This is a genomic window from Acidobacteriota bacterium (genome assembly GCA_018268895.1).
Classification (GTDB): Bacteria; Acidobacteriota; Terriglobia; order Terriglobales; family Acidobacteriaceae; genus Edaphobacter.
Genome location: JAFDVP010000014.1, coordinates 1 through 21,305, shown reverse-complemented (window position 1 = coordinate 21,305; position 21,305 = coordinate 1). Strand labels below are relative to the sequence as shown.

Here is a 21,305-nt window from a genome sequence, read left to right as displayed (position 1 = left end):
TAGGCATGACGACTTCACTTCCTGCGACACTCGGCGCTCTCCGCAACAGCGAATACACCCCCGAACGCCTCGCCCGCAGTGTGAAGGACGAGCTTCGCGAGAACCTGATCGCCCGTCTGCAAGCGAGCGCCCGCAGCAAAGGGACTCAGGATGCCATCTTCCCCGGCATCGTCGGCTACGAGGACACGGTCGTTCCGCAGATCGTCAACGCGCTGCTCTCGCGCCACAACTTCATCCTCCTCGGCCTGCGCGGACAGGCGAAGTCGCGCATCCTGCGCGCGCTCACCACACTGCTCGATCCGCATACGCCGTACGTCGCCGGCTCCGAGGTTCGCGACAATCCATACGCGCCCATCAGCAAATACTCGCGCGACCTCATAGCCAAGTTGGGCGATGACACTCCGATCGCCTGGCTCACTCCAGACGACCGCTTCGTCGAGAAGCTCGCCACACCCGACGTAACCGTGGCCGACCTCGTCGGCGACATCGACCCAATCAAGGCTGCACGCTCCAACCAGGACCTCGGCTCGGAGCTGACCATGCACTACGGCCTGCTGCCCCGCGCCAATCGCGGCATCTTCGCCATCAACGAGCTCCCCGACCTCGCAGGCAAAATTCAGGTCGCGCTATTCAACATCATGCAGGAGGGCGACGTACAGATTAAGGGATACCCGGTGCGCCTCCCTCTCGACGTCGCCATCGTCTTCTCGGCCAACCCCGAGGACTACACGGCGCGCGGCAAGATCGTCACACCGCTCAAGGACCGCATCGGCTCCGAGATCCGCACGCACTACCCCGAGGACATCGAAGAGGGCATTCGCATCACCGCGCAGGAGGCATGGTCCGAACGCCCGGCCGCGAAGATCGAAATCCCGCACTACATCCGCCAGATCGTCGAACAGATCGCCTTCGCCGCGCGCGAAGACAAGAAGGTCGACAAGCGCTCCGGCGTCTCGCAACGTCTTCCGATCTCCACCATGGAGCTTGTGCTCTCAAACGCTGAACGGCGCGCGCTGCTTCACGGCGAGAGCCTTGTCGTCCCGCGCGTCGGCGATATCTTCGCCGCTCTTCCTGGAATCACCGGGAAGATCGAGCTCGAGTACGAAGGCGAGATGCGCGGCGCCGATACCGTCATTCGCGAGATCATCCGCGGCGCCGTCGGCATCATCTTCGACAAGTACTTCGCCGGCGCCGACACGCAGCAGATCGAACAGTGGTTCAACCTCGGCGGCGCCGTACAGCTGAATGACGCGCAGCCTGCCTCGGGATCGCTCGCCGAACTCAAGCAGATTCAAGGACTCTTCGAAAAACTCACGCCCCTGAACATCAACGGCAAATCGTCACCGGAAGAGGCCGTCAGCGCTGCCGAATTCCTCCTCGAAGGCATGACCGCCCACAAACGCATCAGCCGAGCCGAGGAGCGCGTCTTCACCGCCGCCGAAAAGAAGCAGCGCGTCGACCAGGCCACGCAGTATGCCGAGCGCATGCGCGAACGCGAGCAGGAAGAGTTCAACCCACGCAATCGCACACGTCGCGGCTTTAACTAACTTCAACCCTTTGGGGGCAGACGGCCGCTCCATCTTCGACTAGACTTCCCAAATGCCCGGAACACATCCGCTGACGCGATCTCTACAACTGTGCGCCACATCACTCCTGTGGCTTGCCTGCTCCGCCAACGCCGAACACGTCTCGAACCCCATGGCCTCCTACATCGACGTCGCCGCGCGCCATCAGCAGCTTAGCCACAACAAAGATCCGCGCACAGCACAGGCTATCGCCTCGCTCAACTCCTGTTCCAAATTGCCACCCATCGCGCCACCAGCCGGTCGCATGATCATCCCCCCGCACTACCTTAGCGGTGGACACGGCCCCATCAACCCAGCCGAGGCACCTGTCACACGTGTCTACAACGACTTCGAGCGTCGCGTCACAGCTGGCATGAATCAATGGCTCGTCACGTCGAGCAAAGCAGAGGCGCAGTGCTCCCAGCAGCAGATCGACGCCTGGGCACAGGCAGGTGCGCTCCTCGACTACGATCCGAAGGAAAGCTCGCAGGCGTGGTATCAGGTGGAATGGACGCTTAGCTCGATCGCTATCAGCGAGTCGGTTCTTGTCAACGAGACCTCTCTCGATGCAGCGCAGGTCAAGCGTGACATCGCGTGGATGAACAAGGTCGCCCACCGCACCGTCGAGTTCGACAAATCGCGCACGCAAAAGAACAACCACCACTACTGGCGTGGACTGGCCGCGGTTGCCACAGGCGTGATCTCATCGGACGACGACCTCTTCACCTGGGGTCTCGCAACCTACCGCCAGGCCATCGACGAGCTCGACCAGCGTGGAGCGCTGCCCCAGGAGATGGCCCGCCACGAACGCGCGATCCACTACCAGTCCTTCGCATTGCAGCCGCTTCTTCCGCTCGCATCCTTCGCGGAGAGACAGCATATTCCGTTGATACAGTACCGCTCGCCGAGCGGCCGTACAGTCAAAGACGCAGTCGATTTCCTTGGCGAAGCTGTCGCCAATCCGCAGATCATCAAGGCCTATACTCCCGACGAACAGATGATCGACGATAAGGGCAGCGATTTTTCTTCGTTCGCCGAGTTTTACTCCCTCTACGATCCACATCTCCCGCCGGCGATTCAGCAAGGACTGGAACGGCCTACCTTCGCCTCGCGCGTTGGGGGAAACACAACCGTCATTGCGGGCTTTGTGCCAGACACGGCGCGAGGAAAATGAACGGCACCGGAATCCCCTCCGGAGCGTCTACACTCTAAAGCACAGGCGCCTGCGCGCTGTGTGAGGAGACGCTTCGATGAAACGGGTCCGCTACACGAAATTTACCGGCGATCTCTCCTCCAGCTTCGGCCTCGAAGATCTGATGCAGGCCCTGTCCGACTTTCTACTCGACTCCGGCTTCAACGATCCATACTCTCAGTTCAGCGAATCCAACGATCAGACACTGGAGAACCTCCGCGAAGCCATCCGTCAGGCGCTCGAGTCCGGCGAACTGTTCGACGAGGAAGCGCAGGAGAAGTACGATACGCTCCCCGAGGACCAGATCGAAGATCTGGTCGACAAAATCATTCAGAAGATGCAGGAGCAGAACTTTATCAACGCCGAGATGCCTCAACAGGGACAGAGCGAGACCGGCGACGGCAACAACACGCAGGCCCGCTTCGAGGTCACCGACAAGGGCATGGACTTCCTCGGCTACAAGGCGCTGCGCGAGCTGCTCGGCCCGCTTGGCCGCTCCAACTTCGGCCGTCACGACACCCGCCATGAGGCCGCCGGCGTCGAGATCAACGGCTCTTCCAAGCTCTACGAGTTCGGCGACACGCTCAACCTCGACGTCACCGCCACCTTCTCCAGCGTCTTCGCTCACGAGGGCATCTCAACCGCTGTTGAGGGCGAAGAACACACACCGCTCAACATCGAGTACTCCGACCTCTACGTCCACCAGTCCGACTACCAATCGTCGTGCGCTACCGTCGTGCTCCTCGACTGCTCGCACTCGATGATCCTCTACGGCGAAGACCGCTTCACCCCGGCAAAGCGCGTCGCCATGGCGCTGGCGCATCTCATCCGCACGCAGTTCCCGGGCGACACGCTTAACCTCGTTCTCTTCCACGACACAGCGGAAGAGGTCCCGGTCGCGCGGCTCTCACGCGTCAAGGTAGGCCCGCACTACACCAACACCCGCGATGGCCTCAGGCTCGCGCAACGTATCCTCGCCCGGCAGAACAAGGACATGAAGCAGATCGTGATGATCACCGATGGCAAACCCTCGGCGCTCACGCTGCCTGACGGGCGCATCTACAAGAACGCCTTCGGCCTCGACCCGCTCGTTATCGAAGAGACGCTTGAGGAGGTCTCCCGCTGCAAGCGATCCAACATCATGATCAACACCTTCATGCTTGCCAACGACTTCACATTGATGCAGTTTGTACAGAAGGTGAGCGCCATGTGCCGAGGCAAAGCATACTTCACCACACCGCAGACGCTAGGCAACTATCTGCTGATGGACTTCATGTCTCGGCGCATGAAGACCGTGCACTAGCGATCTATCAAAGCAATCACTCGCCCTTGTCTTTATCCTTATGCTTCAAGTCGAGCCCGAACTTTGGCTCTCCTTTACTTCCACTAATTTTTATCGGAATCTCCGCTCCAGCACCGTACTTCCTGAAGAAGGGATCGACGGGCTTCAGTAGCCATGACTTCCACCAGGTTGCGACCATCTGCGAGAGCGCGGCTTTGGTACGCATCTTCCCATCAAAATCCAATTGATTGCCGTCAAGTGAGTAGACACCGGCCAGGTTAATGTCCGCTCCGGGCAAGGCATACATAAGTTTTTTGAAGTGTAGCTTGCCGTCCCCCATGGTGAAATCCCCGCTCATCTGCGACAACACATCATCGGCTCCCGGCTTTGCTTCCTTTGCATTTCCCTGCGCTCTGAGGCTCAGCATATCGACTTTGTCCTGCCATTCCGGGTTGGAAAAATGTATTGCCCGCAACTTGAAGCTGCCCTTTAGCCCGAGTTTTTGCGTAACGCTCTCATCGCCAGGGCGGATGTGCAATTTGGTCTTCATGTTCAATCGCCCTGTCATCAGAGCGGGCTTCGCTTTGACAGAGAGTTCCAGAAAATCCTGGATTCGACCGCCAGGAACGTCTACGTCAAGATCAATGATGTGCCCTTTCCCTTTGACGTTAATGATCGCACCGGCACACCGAAACTCCGACTCCTGAAGCTTTGCTTCCACCGGCTGCAAATAGGTATCGCCGCTAGTCCCATCGACAATGGCATGAAATTTTGTATGAAGCGGGACCGGATGATTGGCCGTGTCCAGCGAGAAATTCGGCGTCTCTGTGACGCCATCTACGACGATGCGATTCAATTGGCCGTTGAATTCACCGACTGATGAAAGGATGCCGCCAATCCCTTTGATTGTTCCTAGATCTGCATGGTCAAAGGTGTACTTCCCTGTCACTGCCGAGTCTCCGGGGTTCTCGTTTACCCAGGGCCCAAAGGTTCCTACGGCGTGAATGTCTCCTGTAGGAATTGCGTTTACCAGCGTGGCATCATAGCGCCAGGGATCGTCGGGCCCTATATTGTGCATTACGATGTGCTGAAGGTCGAACTCCTTCGGATCTTTGTCTGGCTTTGCTGTGCCGATAATCAACTTCGAATCTTCACAATCGATCTTATCGACCACAATTTTGATCTTGCCAATATGGCGCTTGCTCTTTGCAGCCTGCTGCCGCATCTCCCTGGGCGGAATACTGATTGTCATGCCACGGACATTTACGGTTCTCACATGCATCGGCTTTGCAAAGAGTCCAGCGACATTGACGTGGAAAGCGAAATGGGCAAGCGAGATGAGCGGCCCTTTCGCTCCCGCTTCGACAACATCGTCAGGGGGATAGATACGCAATCCGTCTCCAGACACCTCAAACCCCTTCATTACGGAAACATGGAAACCATCGAGGTCAACCTGGCTGTCAAAAAGAGTACTGAGAGTTTCGACCACACGGCCTTTCAAAATAGGGCCGGCACGATGAAACGTAATTTCGATGGTGGCTGCAACGATCACAACCAACAACAATAGCGAAAAAGCAATCCAACGCCACGCGTTATGCCCCCTCTGCGGCTTCTCGCTATCCGTCACAGACTTTTCGCGGTATATATTGCTCACAACATCTTTCGATGCAGAAGGTTGCCCGTCAGCAGCCCGGCTCGTCACACGGGTGACAAATCTTCGATTAAAGTCTGTTACGGTTTACTCCCCCTTGAATCTAACGAGGCAGATCGCGCGTAAGTTAAATACGCAACAGCAACACCACTCAAGGAGATTTGCGAAATGAAGACCTCTCTCAAAGCAATGATGATGAGTGCGGCCGTGACCGGTCTGCTCAGCGGCTCCACAACCCCGATCCACGCCTCCGTTCACAACGGAGCGCAGTTCGGTCAACTGGCCAGCGCTTCGGCGGCGTTCCTCGGCGCCGACAAAGACAAGCACGCCTGTAAGGGCCAGAACAGTTGCAAGGGCAAGGGCGGATGCAAGACAGGAGACAATGGCTGCAAGGGCAAGAATAGCTGCAAGGGCAAGGGCGGATGCGCCACCGACGGCTCCAAGCCGCCAGCTGCGTAACTTCGAGCTAAACACATACGGTATCGTCGCGGAGATTTCACCCATCCCGCGGCGATACAGTCCTTCTCTCCCTAATGAGGATCTCGCAATGCCGGCAAATCGCTTCAACGGGTTTACAGACTATGGTGTAGGAATCGGCCTGCGCGTGCCTCACTACCGCCACATCCTGGATAAGAAGCCTGTCGTCGATTGGTTCGAGATCATCTCGGAAAACTACATGGTCGATGGAGGCCGCCCGCTCACTGTTCTCGACAGCATCCTCGACCAGTACCGCGTCGTGCAGCACGGCGTCTCGATGTACTTCGGCTCATCCAACCCTCTCTCGCGGGAGCATCTTCGCCGCCTGAAAAATCTTGTTCGCCGCACCAAAACACCCTGGCTCTCCGACCACCTCTGCTGGGGCTCGGTCGACGGCACCTACACGCACGATCTCCTCCCCATGCCCTACACCTTCGAGGCCGCACGTGTTACCGCCGAAAAGATCCGACAGGCGCAGGACTCCCTCGAAATTCCCATAGCTGTCGAAAACGTCTCCAGCTATGCCGAATATCACATCTCCGAGATGACCGAATGGGAGTTCCTCAACGAAGTTGTCGAACAGGCCGACTGCGGAATCCTTCTCGACGTCAACAACATCTACGTCTCATCGCAGAACCACAACTTCGACCCGCAGACCTATGTCAACAGCGTTCCCGCAGAACGTGTAGCGCAGATCCACATCGCCGGCCATTCCAAGTTCGAGAAGTACATCCTCGACACGCACGATCACCCTGTTCTCGATCCCGTCTGGGCACTGTATGCTCGCGCTATTGAGCGCTGCGGGCCAACAGCGACGCTCCTCGAGTGGGACGATTCCATTCCGTCCTTCGATGCAGTCCATGCGGAAGCCCTCAAAGCCAACCGATATCTACGCGCCGCCGATGCGCCTCTCGCGGTGACCGCATGAGCACCCTCGCCACACTACAGAAGCAGATGGCCGCAGCCGTCATGCGCCCCCTCACACGCAACGAGCAGATGCGCCAGCGCGCCTCCGACGGTCACTCGATCCGAGCCGAGGCAGAATCGTTCATCAAACCGAACAACCGTCTCTCCTCTTTCGAGCGGCTCGAGATCTACAACCGTCAATACTGGTTCCGCGTCTTCTCCTCGTTTGAAGAAGACTTCCCCGGCCTCAAGTCCGTCATCGGCACGCGCCGCTTCGAGCGCCTCATGCGCGCCTATCTCGAGGCCCACCCGTCGCGCTCGTTCACGTTGCGCAACCTGGGATCGTCGCTCGTAGAGTGGCTCAGAGCAAACCCGCGATTCGCAGCTCCCAACATCGAGGCCGCGATCGCAATGGCCACGCTCGAGTGGGCTCACATCGAGGCCTTCGACAACGAGCAACGAACAGCGCTCACTGTAGAAGACATTGCCGCCCTTAACGACAACTCCCAGCTCACTCTGCAACCTTATGTGCGTCTGGTTGACTCTCCCTATGCCGTCGACGACGCGCTCATTGCCATCAAAGATTCCAGTCATGCTGCCGGAACCCAGTCATCGAACGCCGTCACGCTGCATCTCGTCCGTAGCGCGCGCTCACGCAAACCCCGCCGCGAACAGATCTACCTCGCCGTGCATCGCCACGAGGACACCGTCTACTACAAGCGCCTCGCACGCGAGGACTATCTCCTTCTCAAGGCGTTTGAAGCTGGATCAACCTTGAGCGAGGCAATCGACGTAGCCTTCGCAGGCAGCACGATGGTTGAAGCCTACCGCCCCGTTCACGTTCAATCCGCCTTTCACTATCTCATGCAGATGGGCTGGCTCTGCGCACCTTACACGACGGAGAAGTTATGAGCATCATCTCTCGTACCGCATCAGCTCACGCAACCTTCTGCAACCTCGCGGAAAAACTCACCTCGCCCTTTTTGCTCGCGGTTCGCCTCTACTGGGGATGGCAGTTTACGCAGACCGGCCTGGGCAAGCTGCGCAATCAGCCGAAGATCGTCGAGTTCTTTACCTCGCTCAACATCCCTTTCCCCGCTCTCAATGCCCATTTTGTTTCCGGCCTTGAATTCTTCGGTGGGATCCTGCTCATCCTCGGACTCTTCGCACGGCCCATCTCTCTGCTGCTCACCGGCTCGATGTTCCTTGCCTTCTGGACCGCGGACCACGACGCGCTCGTCTCCATCTTTACCGATCCGGACAAGTTCTACGCAGCCGCACCCTACACCTTCCTCTTCGCTGCTATCCTGATTCTCGTCTTTGGGCCCGGCAAGCTTTCGCTTGATGCCCTTATTGCAACAAGGTTCCGCCCATATATGCACATGCCTCACTGGGGAACGGATGCAATTGCAAGTTGAAGGAAGAGACGAGGCAGCGATGATCGAGAGGGTGCTGGGTGGCGATACCGAGACCTTTCACGAACTCATCCGCCCTTATGAGCGCAGCGTCTATCTCATGGCGCTCTCGCTTCTCCACAACGAATCGGAGGCCGAGGACGCGACGCAGGATGCTTTCATCAAGGCCTACCGCCACCTCGGCAAGTTCCGGTCCGAATCGCGCTTCAGCACATGGCTCATCAGCATCGTCCTCAACGAGGCGCGCGGACGTCTTCGCCGCAAGCAGCCTGGACTCACCGACTCCATCGACGACACGACAGAAGGCTCCATCACGCCGGCCCAACTCACCGACTGGCGTGAGATTCCATCGGAGTCGCTCGAACGCCAGGAGGTCCGCGCACTCATTCGCCGCGCGCTTGCCGAGCTCCCCATCGCTTATCGTGAGGTTTTTGTCCTTCGTGAACTAGAAGAACGCAATGTACAGGAGACCGCCGAAACCCTGGGCATCACCATCGCGTCGGTTAAGATGCGGCTCCATCGCGCCCGCATGATGCTGCAAAAGCAACTTGCGCCGCAGCTCAAGTCCACCGCGCCGGCCAGTCGAAGGAGGTTCTCATGGTTCTAAACTGCCGCCATGTCTGGGACTACATCTCCGGCTATCTCGACAACACGCTCGATGCACAGATACGTGCAGACGTCGAAAAACATCTTGAGCACTGCGAGATATGCTCTGCAGTGCTCGACTCGACGCGCAACATCCTCGTCCTCACCGCAGACGATCGGGTGTTCGAGCTTCCAGTCGGCTTCAGCGAGCGCCTCCACGCGCGTCTCGCCCAGGTCATGATTGAGACACCAACGGATGATCCCGAATCCGCCGGAGGAACCGGCTGAACCGACGCCATGCTGAATTGCCTGGCTGATGAGCAATCTCACATAAAGCTGCGCATCATGGAATTGTCTCCGTGCGCGAACCATTCCGCTGCGAGCAGGATCAGCGTCACGATCGCCATCGCCACCTGTAGACGCTCCGAACGCAGCTTCGCGCGCGAGACCGGCTGTACTCGCCATTGCGCCGCCGGGCGGGCGCGCAACGATCGTACGCGCCATACCGAGTACAGATTGAACAGCGCGCCCGCGAACGCAACGACCATCATCGGGATACGAATTTTGTCCCCGTGAAACCACTGCGCAGACCCATAAAACCCGCTTGCCAACGCGCCGAGACCGATTAGCGTCCTGAAGCCGCTGATCGCCATGAACGCCGCACACCCGCTCTGCAACAGTGCAAACAGGAAACTGCCGGCATTCGCCCAACGCAGCTTGCCCTGTGCGGTTTCCACGGCATCAGCCTGAACCATCTCGTCGCTCATTTTTCCCTCGCAGGCCGGCCATGCTCCAGCCATATCTTATAGAGGCCCCATGCCGCGACAGAGCAGTTGTCGACAATCTCTCCATCCAGCACCATACGCTCAAATTTCTGTACGCTCACACGCTTCACGACCAGGTCGTGCTCCTCTGCGTCGGGATCGGGAGCACCGGGAGTAAGGCCTTCCGCCAGGAAGACGTGATGCTTCTGGTTCATGACGCCGTAGGCAATCTGCAGCGTACTCAGCAGCGTCATCTTCTCCGCCGTCAGCCCGGTCTCTTCACGCAACTCGCCACGCGCCAGCTCTTCCGGAACAACCTCGGCCTCCTCCCATCCTCCCTGAGGAAACTCCGAGAATCTGCCGCCAACGGTATAGCGGAACTGTTCGATCAGGTAGACGAACTCTCCTTCGGGTGTCCTCTCCAGCGGGATGATGATCGACGCAGGGTCCTTATCGATCACACCGTAGATACCGCGCTGTCCGTTGGCTCGTTCAATAACGTCCTCGCGCACGCTCGTCCATGGATTGCGGTAGACCTCGCGGCTGCTGATTGTCTTGATGCTCAATCTTTTCTCCTGATCACTGCGGCATCTCAAATTCAAGGCGCGACGGATATTTAGGAGAACTGTAGATCGAGATCGTCTCCGCCTTGTACGCGCTTGCCGGCGCGCTCATGATATTCGATACGTACGTCTGTGGGTTCCTGTCGTAGAGCGGAAACCACGTCGACTGCACCTCGACCAGGATCTTGTGGCCCTTCAGGAATGTGTGGTCCGCTCCATGCAGGCTCCACTTATATTCGGTCACCTCGCCTGCTTTCACAGGTTCCGGCTTCTCGAAGCTCTTCCTGTACCGTCCGCGCAGAATCTCATCGGCAATCATCAACTGATAGCCCCCCATTCCGTCCGGCGCATCGTCCGGATAGACATCGATCAGCTTGACGATCCAGTCGCCATCCGTGCCCGTCGTCGATGCAAAGATGTCAGCAACCACATCGCCCGTCACCGTAACATCGCGATCCAGAGCTGCTGTCGTGAAGTTTGCAAGGTCCGTGCGCCCGCTCACAAATCGCTGGTCCTCTACCAGCCACGGACGCCACTTCGATCCAGTCCCATATGTCGACTGAATGGGACGTTGCCGGTACGGCACCGGATTCGCAGGGTCCGAGACGTAATCCGCCTTCGATTCAGCCACTGGCGCAGTAAAGCTCAGTCCGTGCCCGGCGGCAAGATACAGCTTTGCCGCGCTGAACCCTTCCTTCGGCGGCCATGCGCTGTAGCGCTTCCACTCGTTGACTCCCGTGCGGAAGCTGGCCGTGTCCTTCAGATCGAATCCAGGCTTGTCTTTCAGATATTTTTCGAAGAACGGCGCTTCAATCGTCTTGCGATATTGATCGCCCGTGGCCGCTCCAAAATTTATTGCTCCCAGATGCCGCGTCGTCGGCACCCAGCCACCATGGTTCCACGGCCCCAGCACCAGAAAGACCTCATGATTCTTGTCGTGGGGCTCCAGCGCGGCGTACTCGGCCTGAGGACCCCACATATCTTCCTGGTCCCACCAGCCACCAACCTCCAGCGTGGGAACCTCCACCTTTGTCAGATGCGGCTCCACTGCCATCGCACGCCAGAACTTCGTATACTCCGGCTGCGTCAAGAATGCCTTCGCTGTCGGCAGATCGCTTATCCCTGCACTCTTCGCCGCACCGGCAAAATTCACATTGCCCAAGAAGAAATCGAAAGTATCCTCCTTCGATTCGACGCGGACATCTGTCTTCTGCGCTTCAAGCTGCTGCACGTAATCGAAGCCATATGTCTCGCGAAATGCTCCGTTATGAAAGAAGTCGTCGCCGATCCAGATATTCGTCATCGGGGCCTGCGGCGAGATCGCCTTCACTGCCGGATTCGCATTGATGCCCGCCATCATCGCCAGAAACCCGGGATACGAGATACCGTAGACGCCCACCCGGCCGTTATTGTTCGGCACATTCTTCAGCAGCCAGTTGATCGTATCGTTCGTGTCTGTCGTCTCATCGACATCGGTTTTTGTCTTATGCTCAACGATGGGACGGTTCATGACGAACTGGCCCTCCGATCCATAGCGTCCGCGAATATCGCCGAAGGCAAAGATGTATCCGCTCGCCGCCAACTCCGGCTTCGACGCATTTACGCCTCGCGACGAAGAACCGTCGACACCGTATGGCGTCCTCTCCATCAGAAACGGCAGCGGCTCTCCAGATTTTTCCGATCCCGCGGGCCGCAGAATAACGACATGCAGCTTCACGCCGTCACGCATCGGCACCATGGCCTCGCTGCGCACGTACTCGCGGAAGCGATTCAGTTCCTTCGGCTCATCGCCAATGCGAACGAAGGTCACCATACTGGCTGTGCTTCGCTGCCCCGCATATTCGGTGGTAAATGCAGTCACCTTGCCCGACGCATCTCGCTGAAAGCTCATGCGCATCGGGCTGCCCGATACGAAGAAGTGGTCAGCCGACTCCGCCTTCCACTCTGTCCTGGCCGAGCGCTCGCCCTCGCTGAACAACGCATCGCCCTGCCGGGAGATCGATGCCACTATCTCCGGCTCGGCCGCAACGTAATATTGCCCGACATACTCGTCCAGCTTGCTTGCAGGCACCATCACCGGCGCAGGATTGGTTACAGCGGCCTGGCCCCATGCCGGGGCTGTCGAAACCAGCAGAATTCCACACAGTACCCTTACAGTCCAGCCGCCACGTGCCATCGAAACCATCCTTGAATATCTTTCGCGAGATACAACGAAATACTTACCTGAGACAAAGCGATAGCCGGTTGTCGAGGCCGGCTATCGGGCAAAGCTATGTAAGATTCTCCGGACTTGCCTGACACTGAAAGCCGATCCGGTTGTGCGATCCGTCGCAAAAAGGACGCTTTTCGCTTGCCCCGCACCGGCACAACGAGATCGCCGGCTTCCCCGTAAGGTCCCACTGCCTGCCATCCGCATCCATCAACGAAATGGGGCCTTCTACACGCAACGGCCCATTTGGACGAACCGTAATCTTAACTACCTGTTCTGACATCGTCTGCTGCTCACTCTCTTTAAAAGATGAGGCAAGCATAGCAAACTATGGCGATTGCAGTTCCAGCCATCGGCGCCAGGCTATCGCTTCGAGAAGTCCAGCTCCACCTCGTCCACATAGCACCAGCCCCAGTCTTCTCCGGGCTCCATCGATCGCATAATCGGATGTTTCGTCGCGTGAAAATGCTTCGTAGCGTGTTTGTTCGGCGACGAATCGCAACAGCCCATGTGGCCGCATATCATGCACATCCGCAGATGCACCCACCAGCCGCCTGTCTTCAGACACTCCTCGCAGCCCTTGGCCGAAGGCGTCACATCCCTGATCTGATTCAGATGTTCGCAGCGCATGATTGCCACCATCCTTTTCGTACGATCCTACTTCATCGTCATGGACAGGGCAGCAATCCCGCAGGGCTAATCCGCCATCACATCGCTGATCCCGTACTCCTTCAGCTTGCGGTACAGGGTGGTCTTGCCAATGCCCAGCAGCCGCGCCGCCAGCAGCTTGTCTCCGTTCAACTGCCGTATCGTTCCAAGAATTGCCTGCTTCTCCATCTCGGCAATCGATACAATCTCGCCATCTACAGATGCAGGCAATGCCGCCTGTGCTGACGCACCGCTCGCCGGCATGGCTTCGATGATCTTGTGCATCCGGAAGTCCTGTAGCTGGGTTGGAAGATCGCCCATATGCAGCAGCGGCCCACTCGACAGCGCGCAGGCCCGCTCGATGGCGTTCTCCAGCTCGCGCACGTTGCCCGGCCAGTCATACTCCATCAGAACGCGCAGCGACTCGTCCGACAAGGTACGAGGAATGCCAGTCTGCTTCTCCATACGGGCCAGGAAAAACATCGTCAGCAGGGGGATATCGGCTCGACGCTCCCGCAACGGAGGCAGTTTCAGGTTGACGACGTTCAGCCGGAAATAGAGGTCCTTGCGGAACTTGCCCTGCTCGACCATCGTTGCCAGGTCGCGGTTGGTCGCCGCCAGCACACGAGCGGAGATCGGCCTTGCTTGCGTCGCCCCCACCGGGCGCACCTCTTTTTCTTGTAACGCCCGCAGCAGTTTTGCCTGCAGATCAAGCGGAAGCTCGCCAATCTCATCCAGAAAGACAGTGCCTCCATCCGCGGCGGCCAGCAAGCCATCCTTTGCACGATCGGCCCCGGTAAACGCTCCCTTCACATGGCCGAACAGCTCGCTTTCAATCAGGGTCGGGACCAGCGCTCCGCAGTCGACGGGAACAAACGGCCGCGATGCGTTGGGTCCGTGAACATGAATGGCGCGGGCCACCATCTCCTTTCCCGTTCCGCTCTCCCCCAGAATCAGCACAGGGTGTGTCGAGAACGCGACCTTGGAGAGGATCCGATAAAGCTTCTCCATCTCCGGCGACTTGCCCACCAGGCCGTTCTCGTCCTTCTGCGACCGCAGCCGTTCGCGCAGGACGCGGCTCTCGCGATCGAAGTGCATCCGCTGACCGGCGCGTTCGATGACTGTTGTCAACTCCTCCAGCGCAAATGGCTTCGTTAGATAATCGCGAGCTCCGATGCGCATCGCTTCCACTGCGGAGGACACCGTGGCAAAAGCCGTCATCACCACAACCGCCGTCTCCGGATAAAGCGCCTTCACCTGCTCCAAAAGAGTGAGGCCTCCGCCGTCAGGCAGCTTCAGGTCCAGCAGCAGAACATCGATCTTTCGATGTTTCAGGATCTCCCGCGCACGAGACAGACTGTCCGCGCCCTCGACCGCACAGCCCATGTTCTCCGCAATGGTGCAGCACGCCTTGCGCACCGAGTTGTCGTCGTCGACCACCAGGACGTGAAGTGCCGGCCCATCGCCGGGCAACTTCCTCTGGTTATTTCCCTGCATCGCCAACGGCGATAACCCCACCAGCACCCCTGACGGGCCGCCGCTTCCCAGCTTCTGTGTCACCTCATTCATGACCTCTGTTCCCTCTCTTCAATCTCGCGTTCACGCAGCCCGGTCAACTCGATCAACAGGCGATCCATCCCGCTTCGCCGCGCAGGACCCGCCGCGTCCTCTCGCCCGTCTCGATCTGCATCTGTTCGATCGACGGCCACTCAACCGAAACCTTCGTCCCCTCACCAGGAGCGCTTGCGATCGCAACGCACCCGTTCGACATCGCAGCAAGTTCGCGCACCACGCGAAACCCGATGCCGCGGCTTCCCCGGGCGACTGTTTTGTAAGCTCCCAGCGTAGACAGTTCGTCGCGGGTCATGCCGCATCCGGTATCCTCAACCGTCACCGCGACTCCTGCCTCACAGCCATCTCCTGCTGCACTCACATGCACCAGGATCGATCCAGGATTCCCTTCGCCAATCGCCTCAGCGGCATTCTTCACAAGGTTGATGACGATACGCTCCACAATCTCCGAGGAGACGTCCACCAGCAGGTCCGCTTCTCTGCCGAAGGAGACTTCCACGCGGCGTCCAGCAATGCGATCCAGAAGCCCGCCGCAGCGTGCGATCACTTCAGCCAGCGACGTCAGCCGATTGCCTGTCTTCTCCTTTGCCTGATTGACGTGATCGAACAACCGTGCAATCATCGCCGAGCTTCGTTCGCTCAACAGGCGAAGCTCGCTCGCATACTCGCGGTACTCATCATGCAGAACGCCAGGCAGCGATAACATATCCGCGTAGAGACTGAGTGCGCTCAGAAGATTTCCGGCATCGTGGGCCAACCCCGCGCCATCGGCCACACTTACAACAGGAGCAGCGTGATATCCGTCCCTGCCGATAACATCGCTGGAACGCACACTACCATGCCGCTTCATCGCTTCTTCATAAGGAAGCCGAGCATTGCTCCCTGAATCACGTCCATTTGAATGGACCCACGCCTGCACAGCATCTTGCTGATCGACGGATGAGGCATCTTCCACGATGCCCAGGTCGAGCCTGAGGCTCAGTAGTCTTGGGGCCGACGACACACGCAAATGCTCCCGGTCCGGGGACTCGACAGTTCCTACTAAATCCATCAAGGCAGTACTGCTCTGGGTTGCCTTCATTCCAACACTCCAAACCGCTTGTTACTGCTCTGCTCGCGGTTGCACTTACGTAATCACGTCGAGTGCCAAACCGGGACACTTCGAAGCGATGCTGAACGCAACTTGCTGAATATCAAGACTAAACCACGATGATTACTTGTGGTTACCTCAAAGAAAATCACGTTACGAGAATTAGAGCAATTCCCGATTTGGGACGGTGCCTGCGGCAATACCCCAAAGAAAATCCCGAAATATCGAAGAAATCTACTTCGTTTATCTTTTCCCAAAATGACACGTTGTTCCGATTCGGGAATACCAGACATATGCACTTGACGGCTTCAGGAAACTGGTTCTAACCTATCTTGAATAGGCGAACAAATGGCGAAAATACAAGACGGGGCTTCCTTATTTCCTATCGTCGACCAGACTACGAGCGTCCGCCCAACCGGCATCGCGCGCATGGCCTTTGAAGCGATGCATACCGATGAAGGACATCTGATCGAGTTCAAAGGGCTCAAAGTTCGCAGCCTGCTCAATCGCTCGGTCTCCCGGCGTATGACCTGGATGGCCTGGAGCATCAACCCCTACCGCGGCTGTGAGTTCGCCTGCCGCTATTGCTATGCCCGCTACACGCACGAGTTCATGGCCCCGGCTGCCAGTCAGCCAACTTCTCCGGAGCAGCCGGATTTCCACGACCCGCTCACCTTCGAGCGGCTCATCTTCCTCAAGCAGAACGCCGCATGGCTTCTCGAACAGGAGCTCCGTCATTTCGACTCCAACGATCAGATCGCCATCGGTACCGCAACAGATCCCTGGCAGCCGATCGAGCGCCGTGCCTGTATCACCCGCAGCATCCTGGAGGTCTTTGCTTCGCGCAGCGGCTATCGCATCGGCGTCGTCACCAAGTCGCGGCTGATTCTCCGCGACACCGATCTTTTACAGGAGATCTCCCGCCGCAATCACCTGGTCGTCCACATCACGATCACAACGCCCGATGCAGCGCTTGCGCGCCTTCTGGAACCTCGCGCCCCGCGCCCCGACCTCCGCTTTGACACCGTGCGAAGGTTGCGGCGCGCTGGCATCGCGACCGGTATTCTCTGTTCACCGCTGTTACCCGGTATCACAGACACGCATACGGCAATCGATCGCATGGCGGCGTTGGCGGCCGAAGCAAACGCCAGTTTCTTTGCCGCCAGTCCACTCTTTCTCAAGCCGTGCTCCCGTCCCACCTACCTGAGCTTCGTTCGGGAGCACTTTCCGGCGCTTATACCTGAGTATGAGCGCCGGTTCGCCCTCGCTGACTTCGCTTCAAAGGCCTACGCGCAACGCCTGGCCCGCATCGTTGACGAAGCACGTCACCGGCACGGACTCAATCGCCGTTGGCGGAAAGACTACGCCGAAGACGCGACTGAAGCGCTGCCACTGGCTGGCTATGCACGTAGCGATACGACAAACGATCCACGACCTCAGGCCCCGATCCGGCAGACTGAAGCTGATCGGAAAAAACCGCCCACAGGCATTCGCCACCCGCAGCAGCGGAGCCTCTTTGGATAGCAACATGGGCTGCCTATCAGTCAAAAGGCAACTGGAGTAGACGATGCAGAGATGGTGGACGATTCGTTTCGCCGGTTCAAAGATACGGCTCCGCAGGCAACGCCACTATAGCCTGAAAGCCTCCGCATCACGAACTGCCCCACACAGCCATCATTCCACCCGAAAGCCTCAACAACTATGCCGGCGGCTGTCTTTGATTCGATCGCACAGCATAGAGTGACAGGGCTCCAGTATTTGGAGAATCGGGGCTGAGCAGCTGTTGTTTCCACCGGCAAAGCAAAAGCCCCGGCGATGCCGGGGCTTTATGTTGACTCAAGCATCTATCAGGCGACAACATCGATGCCCATCGAGCGCGCCGTGCCGCGGATCGTCTTCGCAGCAGCCTCAACCGTGGCGGCGTTCATGTCCGGCATCTTCTGCTTGGCGATCTCGAGGACCTGCTTCTCGGTGACCTTGCCCTTCTTCTCCTTGTTCGGAGTTCCCGAGCCCTTCTCGATACCAGCGGCCTTCAGCAGAAGCACCGGGGCCGGAGGAGTCTTCGTCACGAAGCTGAATGTGCGGTCGGCATAGACCGAGATCACGACCGGAACCGTCAGGCCCGCGAGAGCCGGGTCCTTGCTCGTACGCTCGTTGAACTGCTTGCAGAACTCCATGATGTTGACCTGGGCCTGACCAAGCGCAGGGCCGACCGGCGGCGCAGGCGTCGCCTTGCCCGCTACGATCTGAAGTTTGACGTATCCAGTAACTTTCTTCGGTGCCATTGGTAAATCCTCTTTACGCTTCCAGCGGCGGCCTCACGGCCATCTCGCTTGATTTTGATAATTTCAAACTCACACTTCCAGGCTCGCTGCTAAACGCACGGGCCCAAATCCTTATTCGACAACCTTGTCCACCTTCGAAAACTCGATCTCGACCGGCGTGGAGCGCCCGAAGATACTGACCATGACCTTGAGCGTCTGCTTGTCTTCGTTGATCTCGTCCACGGCGCCCGTGAAGTTCGCAAACGGCCCTTCGTTGATGCGAACCTGCTCGCCCTTCTCGAACTTGATCTTGAGCGTCGGCTTGTCCTTCGACACATCGGAGCGGAAGAGAATGGAACTAACCTCCTGCTCGGAGAGCGCAACCGGGTTGTCGCCTGTTCCAAGGAAGCCCGTAACCCGCGGCGTGTTCTTGATCACGTGCCACAGGTCATTGTCGAGGTCCATCTCGATCAGGACGTAGCCGGGAAGAAAGACACGCTCGATGGTGTACTTCTTGCCGTTGCGAAGCTCCGTCACCGGCTCGGTCGGGATCATGATCCGGCCAATCTTGTTCTGCAGGCCAAACGCAGAAATGCGGCTCTCGAGCGACTCGCGAACCTTGCGCTCGAAGCCCGAATAGGCGTGGATGATGTACCACTTGAAATTTTCATTGACCGGAGGGGCCAGTTGTTCCGTCGGCTGCTCGCTGCCCGCCTCGGTCGCCTGCTCTACCGGATTCTGCTGCTCTTCCGCCATGGTTGTGCCTTCTTCACGCATCGTATGGTTCTCGTCTTGGAACCGCTGAACTCTACTGAACCCGACTTACTTGGACGCAATGCGCAGTATGTACTCCACCGCGCGGCCAATGACGTTGTCCACCAGCCAGAAATATCCGGCGAAGATGAAGACCGTAACCAGGACCACCGTCGTCGTCGACTGCACCTCTGCGCGGCCGGGCCACACCACTTTGCGCATCTCGCTGCGCACGTCCCGCAAAAAGCTCATGGTGCGCTCGGGAAGCGACTTCAACTGCTGCATCCCGGTGCTTGTCTGCTGTTCTGCTACCGCTACCGTCTTGGCCATAATGCCGCCTTAGGAATCTTCTTTTTGCTGCTGCTTCCGTTACTGCCGCCCTGTCGTCCAGAAAGCCCAAACAGGATGGCGGGGGAGCTCGGATTCGAACCGAGAAGTTCGGTTTTGGAGACCGACAGTTTAACCGTTGAGCTTACTCCCCCGGTTTTGAACTCTGAGCCGGAGGGGACGGTCGTGCAGGAGTCTCGCTTCTACTCCCTACTCCCTATTCCCTACTCCCTGCCTTCGTTACTTCGTCTCTTTATGGTCGGTGTGCTTGCGGCACGTGTTGCAGAACTTCGAGAACTCCAGACGGCCAGTCGTGGTCTTCTTGTTCTTCGTGGTCGAGTAGTTCCGGTTCTTGCACTCCGGGCACTGGAGGGTAATAATCTCGCGCATTGTTTTCTTCTCCTTCTAACGTGACCAGCCACCTCGGCTGGTAAGCAGAATGCCTTGTAAGCGTTGCTGAAACCTCGCCCACCTGACACGCCGCGACGCAGGGGTTATGGTCCCTGCAACCAAATCCTGAATTTGTACGGAAAGAGGAGCGGTCAGGCCACGCTCATCCTTGTCTATTATCCACGAAATTGAGATTTTTGAGAAGTGTGCGAAACACGATTTTGGTCTTTAGAATCACCTGTGAGAAGTTATTAAATGAATTCAAATCGACGACAATTCATTAGAAAAGCGTTGATCTTTGGCGCATTTTCCGACTGCATCGTGGCAAATGCAGCACGAATATCGTTCAACTGCACACCGGCCCCCACTTTTACAGTCCCCTTGACGGAGGGAACTTGGCGAAGTCAGCTGTTCCCTGTCGGAAAACACGATTATCACGTCTCGTTGGAAGTAGATCGGCGTATGCCGCTCGATCAGCTTGATTGCGACTTGGGACCACCCCATCCTGGACATCGGTGCGACACGCCTCCCCTGCTTGAACTCGAGTGGAAGGTATGGGACGGAGCAACCTTAGTTAAGAGTTGGTCTGCTAACCCCCTACAGGCGTCTGCATGGAGCGAAGCAGGAACGAGTTGTATGCTCGGAGCTTTTGAGGGTAAAAGGAATGGTCATTTCACCCTCGAATTGAATATCAAAAAGGACGCCGGGCGGCTAAAGGAACTGCGCCCACGCGTGCAAATTACGAAGAACCCGGGCTATTGGTGCTGGTTGTAGGAATCAAAGGCAGCGAGCTGAGGCCTACCGCCTGATTTATCTTCGCTGGTCAGTAGAGACGCGCGCGAAGCGCGTCTCCCGCCATCCGCACAGCACCTACTTGATATGTGCCCGAAGAATATCGTCGACCCTCGACTGCCATCCCGCCCCAGAGCCACGAAGGGCCTTCACGACATCCGCGGAAAGGCGGATTGAGACCGGAACTTTCTTCGGCGCTATCTGCGGTCCTCTCGTCTGCGCGGAGAAGGACTTTTGAACTTCGGCAGGCAAGCGGTCGAACGGTACTGCCCGCTTGAAGTCCTCCTTCGTCCACTCCGGGTTCTCTTTGTCGGGAGCCGACTTAACCGTTTTCTTCACACTCTTTTGCTTCATGTCGAGTCGCCTTTCTGAGGCTGATGGCGCGAATGTCCTCGCCATCCTGTGTAAACACTAGCGAATAGAGCCGTGCTTCCAGAAATCCGAGGGCACGGTAACGAACCTCGTCGTAATCCTCGCGGTCGTCCACAACGAAGATCGCCGTCTCAAAGTCGAAGTCCTCTGCCCGACTCAGCGAGATGTCGTGCTTCCTCCGGTTAACGGCATCTTTCCTCGGGTCGAACGTGATCGCCACGGCATTTACTGTATATACAATTTGGTAGTCGGTCAACAGCTTAAAACAAAGCGGCGAGCTATCGCTCGCCGCTTTATATTTCACGTCCGGCAGAAACCGCGCAAAGCGCACTCCCGCCGTCCGCTCGTATTTACTTGATGATTTCGGAGATGGTTCCCGCGCCGACGGTGCGACCGCCTTCGCGGATAGCGAAGCGGAGGCCCTTCTCCATGGCCACCGGGGTGTGCAGCGTGATCTCCAGCTGGATGTTGTCGCCCGGCATCACCAT

Annotated in this window: 25 protein-coding genes and 1 tRNA gene; 10 read left to right on the top strand and 16 right to left on the bottom strand. The window is 58.0% G+C overall.

The window, feature by feature from the left end; genetic code table 11:
* Positions 1 to 5: 5 nt before the first annotated feature.
* The 3 genes from JSS95_17230 to JSS95_17220 all read left to right on the top strand — a co-directional run bounded on the left by JSS95_17230 (position 6) and on the right by JSS95_17220 (position 4,060).
* Complete coding sequence (locus JSS95_17230; protein ID MBS1801556.1) at positions 6 to 1,547, top strand: sigma 54-interacting transcriptional regulator; 1,542 nt, start codon at positions 6 to 8, stop codon at positions 1,545 to 1,547.
* A 52-nt stretch (positions 1,548 to 1,599) separates the two neighbouring features.
* Positions 1,600 to 2,739, top strand: coding sequence for an alginate lyase family protein (locus JSS95_17225; protein MBS1801555.1), 1,140 nt, complete (start codon positions 1,600 to 1,602; stop codon positions 2,737 to 2,739).
* Positions 2,740 to 2,815: 76 nt separating this feature from the next.
* Positions 2,816 to 4,060 (top strand): VWA domain-containing protein, encoded by a 1,245-nt coding sequence (locus JSS95_17220; protein ID MBS1801554.1) that lies wholly within the window; start codon positions 2,816 to 2,818, stop codon positions 4,058 to 4,060.
* 16 nt (positions 4,061 to 4,076) lie between these two features.
* Here the strand turns inward: JSS95_17220 and JSS95_17215 are convergent, their stop codons facing one another.
* Positions 4,077 to 5,684, bottom strand: a complete 1,608-nt coding sequence (locus tag JSS95_17215) for a hypothetical protein (protein ID MBS1801553.1) — start codon at positions 5,682 to 5,684, stop codon at positions 4,077 to 4,079.
* 174 nt (positions 5,685 to 5,858) lie between these two features.
* On the opposite strand from JSS95_17215, the gene JSS95_17210 reads away from it, so the two are divergent.
* The 6 genes from JSS95_17210 (at position 5,859) to JSS95_17185 (ending at position 9,361) form a co-directional block, all read left to right on the top strand.
* Entirely contained in the window at positions 5,859 to 6,149 is a 291-nt protein-coding gene (locus JSS95_17210; GenBank protein MBS1801552.1) for a hypothetical protein, read from the top strand.
* An 88-nt stretch (positions 6,150 to 6,237) separates the two neighbouring features.
* Positions 6,238 to 7,095 (top strand): DUF692 domain-containing protein, encoded by an 858-nt coding sequence (locus JSS95_17205; GenBank protein ID MBS1801551.1) that lies wholly within the window; start codon positions 6,238 to 6,240, stop codon positions 7,093 to 7,095.
* On the top strand, positions 7,092 to 7,985 hold the full coding sequence (locus tag JSS95_17200; GenBank protein MBS1801550.1) for a putative DNA-binding domain-containing protein: 894 nt from the start codon (positions 7,092 to 7,094) through the stop codon (positions 7,983 to 7,985). The genes JSS95_17205 and JSS95_17200 overlap by 4 nt, the downstream gene beginning before the upstream one ends.
* Positions 7,982 to 8,491 (top strand): DoxX family protein, encoded by a 510-nt coding sequence (locus tag JSS95_17195; GenBank protein ID MBS1801549.1) that lies wholly within the window; start codon positions 7,982 to 7,984, stop codon positions 8,489 to 8,491. Before JSS95_17200 ends, JSS95_17195 begins: the two co-directional genes overlap by 4 nt.
* On the top strand, positions 8,475 to 9,095 hold the full coding sequence (locus JSS95_17190; GenBank protein MBS1801548.1) for a sigma-70 family RNA polymerase sigma factor: 621 nt from the start codon (positions 8,475 to 8,477) through the stop codon (positions 9,093 to 9,095). The genes JSS95_17195 and JSS95_17190 overlap by 17 nt, the downstream gene beginning before the upstream one ends.
* On the top strand, positions 9,086 to 9,361 hold the full coding sequence (locus JSS95_17185) for a zf-HC2 domain-containing protein (protein ID MBS1801547.1): 276 nt from the start codon (positions 9,086 to 9,088) through the stop codon (positions 9,359 to 9,361). Before JSS95_17190 ends, JSS95_17185 begins: the two co-directional genes overlap by 10 nt.
* 38 nt (positions 9,362 to 9,399) lie before the next feature.
* Here the strand turns inward: JSS95_17185 and JSS95_17180 are convergent, their stop codons facing one another.
* The 7 genes from JSS95_17180 to JSS95_17150 all read right to left on the bottom strand — a co-directional run bounded on the left by JSS95_17180 (position 9,400) and on the right by JSS95_17150 (position 15,910).
* Positions 9,400 to 9,828, bottom strand: a complete 429-nt coding sequence (locus JSS95_17180; GenBank protein ID MBS1801546.1) for a hypothetical protein — start codon at positions 9,826 to 9,828, stop codon at positions 9,400 to 9,402.
* Between the two features lie 8 nt (positions 9,829 to 9,836).
* A complete protein-coding gene (locus JSS95_17175; GenBank protein ID MBS1801545.1) occupies positions 9,837 to 10,403 on the bottom strand; it encodes an NUDIX hydrolase in 567 nt (188 codons plus the stop codon).
* Positions 10,404 to 10,416: 13 nt separating this feature from the next.
* Complete coding sequence (locus JSS95_17170; protein MBS1801544.1) at positions 10,417 to 12,474, bottom strand: CocE/NonD family hydrolase; 2,058 nt, start codon at positions 12,472 to 12,474, stop codon at positions 10,417 to 10,419.
* 196 nt (positions 12,475 to 12,670) lie between these two features.
* Positions 12,671 to 12,892 (bottom strand): CDGSH iron-sulfur domain-containing protein, encoded by a 222-nt coding sequence (locus tag JSS95_17165; protein ID MBS1801543.1) that lies wholly within the window; start codon positions 12,890 to 12,892, stop codon positions 12,671 to 12,673.
* 80 nt (positions 12,893 to 12,972) lie between these two features.
* Complete coding sequence (locus JSS95_17160) at positions 12,973 to 13,239, bottom strand: UBP-type zinc finger domain-containing protein (GenBank protein ID MBS1801542.1); 267 nt, start codon at positions 13,237 to 13,239, stop codon at positions 12,973 to 12,975.
* Between the two features lie 66 nt (positions 13,240 to 13,305).
* A complete protein-coding gene (locus JSS95_17155) occupies positions 13,306 to 14,826 on the bottom strand; it encodes a sigma-54-dependent Fis family transcriptional regulator (GenBank protein ID MBS1801541.1) in 1,521 nt (506 codons plus the stop codon).
* A gap of 52 nt (positions 14,827 to 14,878) precedes the next feature.
* The gene (locus JSS95_17150) at positions 14,879 to 15,910 is read right to left on the bottom strand and encodes a HAMP domain-containing histidine kinase (GenBank protein ID MBS1801540.1); all 1,032 of its coding nucleotides are present in this window, start codon (positions 15,908 to 15,910) and stop codon (positions 14,879 to 14,881) included.
* A 357-nt stretch (positions 15,911 to 16,267) separates the two neighbouring features.
* Between JSS95_17150 and JSS95_17145 the strand changes: the two genes are divergently transcribed.
* Positions 16,268 to 17,443 carry a radical SAM protein gene (locus tag JSS95_17145; GenBank protein MBS1801539.1) on the top strand — a complete coding sequence of 392 codons (1,176 nt, stop codon included), beginning with the start codon at positions 16,268 to 16,270 and terminating at the stop codon, positions 17,441 to 17,443.
* A gap of 323 nt (positions 17,444 to 17,766) precedes the next feature.
* Here the strand turns inward: JSS95_17145 and rplK are convergent, their stop codons facing one another.
* From rplK to tuf, 8 genes are all read right to left on the bottom strand, one after another.
* Positions 17,767 to 18,204 carry a 50S ribosomal protein L11 gene (rplK, locus tag JSS95_17140; protein ID MBS1801538.1) on the bottom strand — a complete coding sequence of 146 codons (438 nt, stop codon included), beginning with the start codon at positions 18,202 to 18,204 and terminating at the stop codon, positions 17,767 to 17,769.
* 111 nt (positions 18,205 to 18,315) lie between these two features.
* A complete protein-coding gene (nusG, locus tag JSS95_17135) occupies positions 18,316 to 18,960 on the bottom strand; it encodes a transcription termination/antitermination factor NusG (protein MBS1801537.1) in 645 nt (214 codons plus the stop codon).
* A 45-nt stretch (positions 18,961 to 19,005) separates the two neighbouring features.
* A complete protein-coding gene (secE, locus tag JSS95_17130) occupies positions 19,006 to 19,266 on the bottom strand; it encodes a preprotein translocase subunit SecE (protein ID MBS1801536.1) in 261 nt (86 codons plus the stop codon).
* Positions 19,267 to 19,342: 76 nt separating this feature from the next.
* Positions 19,343 to 19,418, bottom strand: a tRNA-Trp gene (locus tag JSS95_17125).
* Between the two features lie 85 nt (positions 19,419 to 19,503).
* Positions 19,504 to 19,653: a 50S ribosomal protein L33 gene (gene rpmG / locus JSS95_17120; GenBank protein ID MBS1801535.1), complete on the bottom strand. Its 150-nt coding sequence runs from the start codon at positions 19,651 to 19,653 to the stop codon at positions 19,504 to 19,506.
* Between the two features lie 870 nt (positions 19,654 to 20,523).
* On the bottom strand, positions 20,524 to 20,799 hold the full coding sequence (locus tag JSS95_17115) for a BrnA antitoxin family protein (GenBank protein MBS1801534.1): 276 nt from the start codon (positions 20,797 to 20,799) through the stop codon (positions 20,524 to 20,526).
* Positions 20,768 to 21,037, bottom strand: coding sequence for a BrnT family toxin (locus tag JSS95_17110; protein MBS1801533.1), 270 nt, complete (start codon positions 21,035 to 21,037; stop codon positions 20,768 to 20,770). Before JSS95_17110 ends, JSS95_17115 begins: the two co-directional genes overlap by 32 nt.
* 130 nt (positions 21,038 to 21,167) lie before the next feature.
* A partial coding sequence (gene tuf, locus JSS95_17105) for an elongation factor Tu (GenBank protein MBS1801532.1) occupies positions 21,168 to 21,305 on the bottom strand: 138 nt, incomplete at its 5' end.

Bases quoted from the DNA above. Each gene is read 5' to 3' on its own strand.
- JSS95_17230 (MBS1801556.1), top strand. From the start codon at position 6: ATGACGACTTCACTTCCTGCGACACTCGGCGCTCTCCGCAACAGCGAA.
- JSS95_17225 (MBS1801555.1), top strand. From the start codon at position 1,600: ATGCCCGGAACACATCCGCTGACGCGATCTCTACAACTGTGCGCCACA.
- JSS95_17220 (MBS1801554.1), top strand. From the start codon at position 2,816: ATGAAACGGGTCCGCTACACGAAATTTACCGGCGATCTCTCCTCCAGC.
- JSS95_17210 (MBS1801552.1), top strand. From the start codon at position 5,859: ATGAAGACCTCTCTCAAAGCAATGATGATGAGTGCGGCCGTGACCGGT.
- JSS95_17205 (MBS1801551.1), top strand. From the start codon at position 6,238: ATGCCGGCAAATCGCTTCAACGGGTTTACAGACTATGGTGTAGGAATC.
- JSS95_17200 (MBS1801550.1), top strand. From the start codon at position 7,092: ATGAGCACCCTCGCCACACTACAGAAGCAGATGGCCGCAGCCGTCATG.
- JSS95_17195 (MBS1801549.1), top strand. From the start codon at position 7,982: ATGAGCATCATCTCTCGTACCGCATCAGCTCACGCAACCTTCTGCAAC.
- JSS95_17190 (MBS1801548.1), top strand. From the start codon at position 8,475: ATGCAATTGCAAGTTGAAGGAAGAGACGAGGCAGCGATGATCGAGAGG.
- JSS95_17185 (MBS1801547.1), top strand. From the start codon at position 9,086: ATGGTTCTAAACTGCCGCCATGTCTGGGACTACATCTCCGGCTATCTC.
- JSS95_17180 (MBS1801546.1), bottom strand. From the start codon at position 9,828: ATGGTTCAGGCTGATGCCGTGGAAACCGCACAGGGCAAGCTGCGTTGG.
- JSS95_17170 (MBS1801544.1), bottom strand. From the start codon at position 12,474: ATGGTGCCTGCAAGCAAGCTGGACGAGTATGTCGGGCAATATTACGTT.
- JSS95_17165 (MBS1801543.1), bottom strand. From the start codon at position 12,892: ATGTCAGAACAGGTAGTTAAGATTACGGTTCGTCCAAATGGGCCGTTG.
- JSS95_17160 (MBS1801542.1), bottom strand. From the start codon at position 13,239: ATGCGCTGCGAACATCTGAATCAGATCAGGGATGTGACGCCTTCGGCC.
- JSS95_17155 (MBS1801541.1), bottom strand. From the start codon at position 14,826: ATGAATGAGGTGACACAGAAGCTGGGAAGCGGCGGCCCGTCAGGGGTG.
- JSS95_17150 (MBS1801540.1), bottom strand. From the start codon at position 15,910: ATGAAGGCAACCCAGAGCAGTACTGCCTTGATGGATTTAGTAGGAACT.
- JSS95_17145 (MBS1801539.1), top strand. From the start codon at position 16,268: ATGGCGAAAATACAAGACGGGGCTTCCTTATTTCCTATCGTCGACCAG.
- rplK (MBS1801538.1), bottom strand. From the start codon at position 18,204: ATGGCACCGAAGAAAGTTACTGGATACGTCAAACTTCAGATCGTAGCG.
- nusG (MBS1801537.1), bottom strand. From the start codon at position 18,960: ATGCGTGAAGAAGGCACAACCATGGCGGAAGAGCAGCAGAATCCGGTA.
- secE (MBS1801536.1), bottom strand. From the start codon at position 19,266: ATGGCCAAGACGGTAGCGGTAGCAGAACAGCAGACAAGCACCGGGATG.
- rpmG (MBS1801535.1), bottom strand. From the start codon at position 19,653: ATGCGCGAGATTATTACCCTCCAGTGCCCGGAGTGCAAGAACCGGAAC.
- JSS95_17115 (MBS1801534.1), bottom strand. From the start codon at position 20,799: ATGAAGCAAAAGAGTGTGAAGAAAACGGTTAAGTCGGCTCCCGACAAA.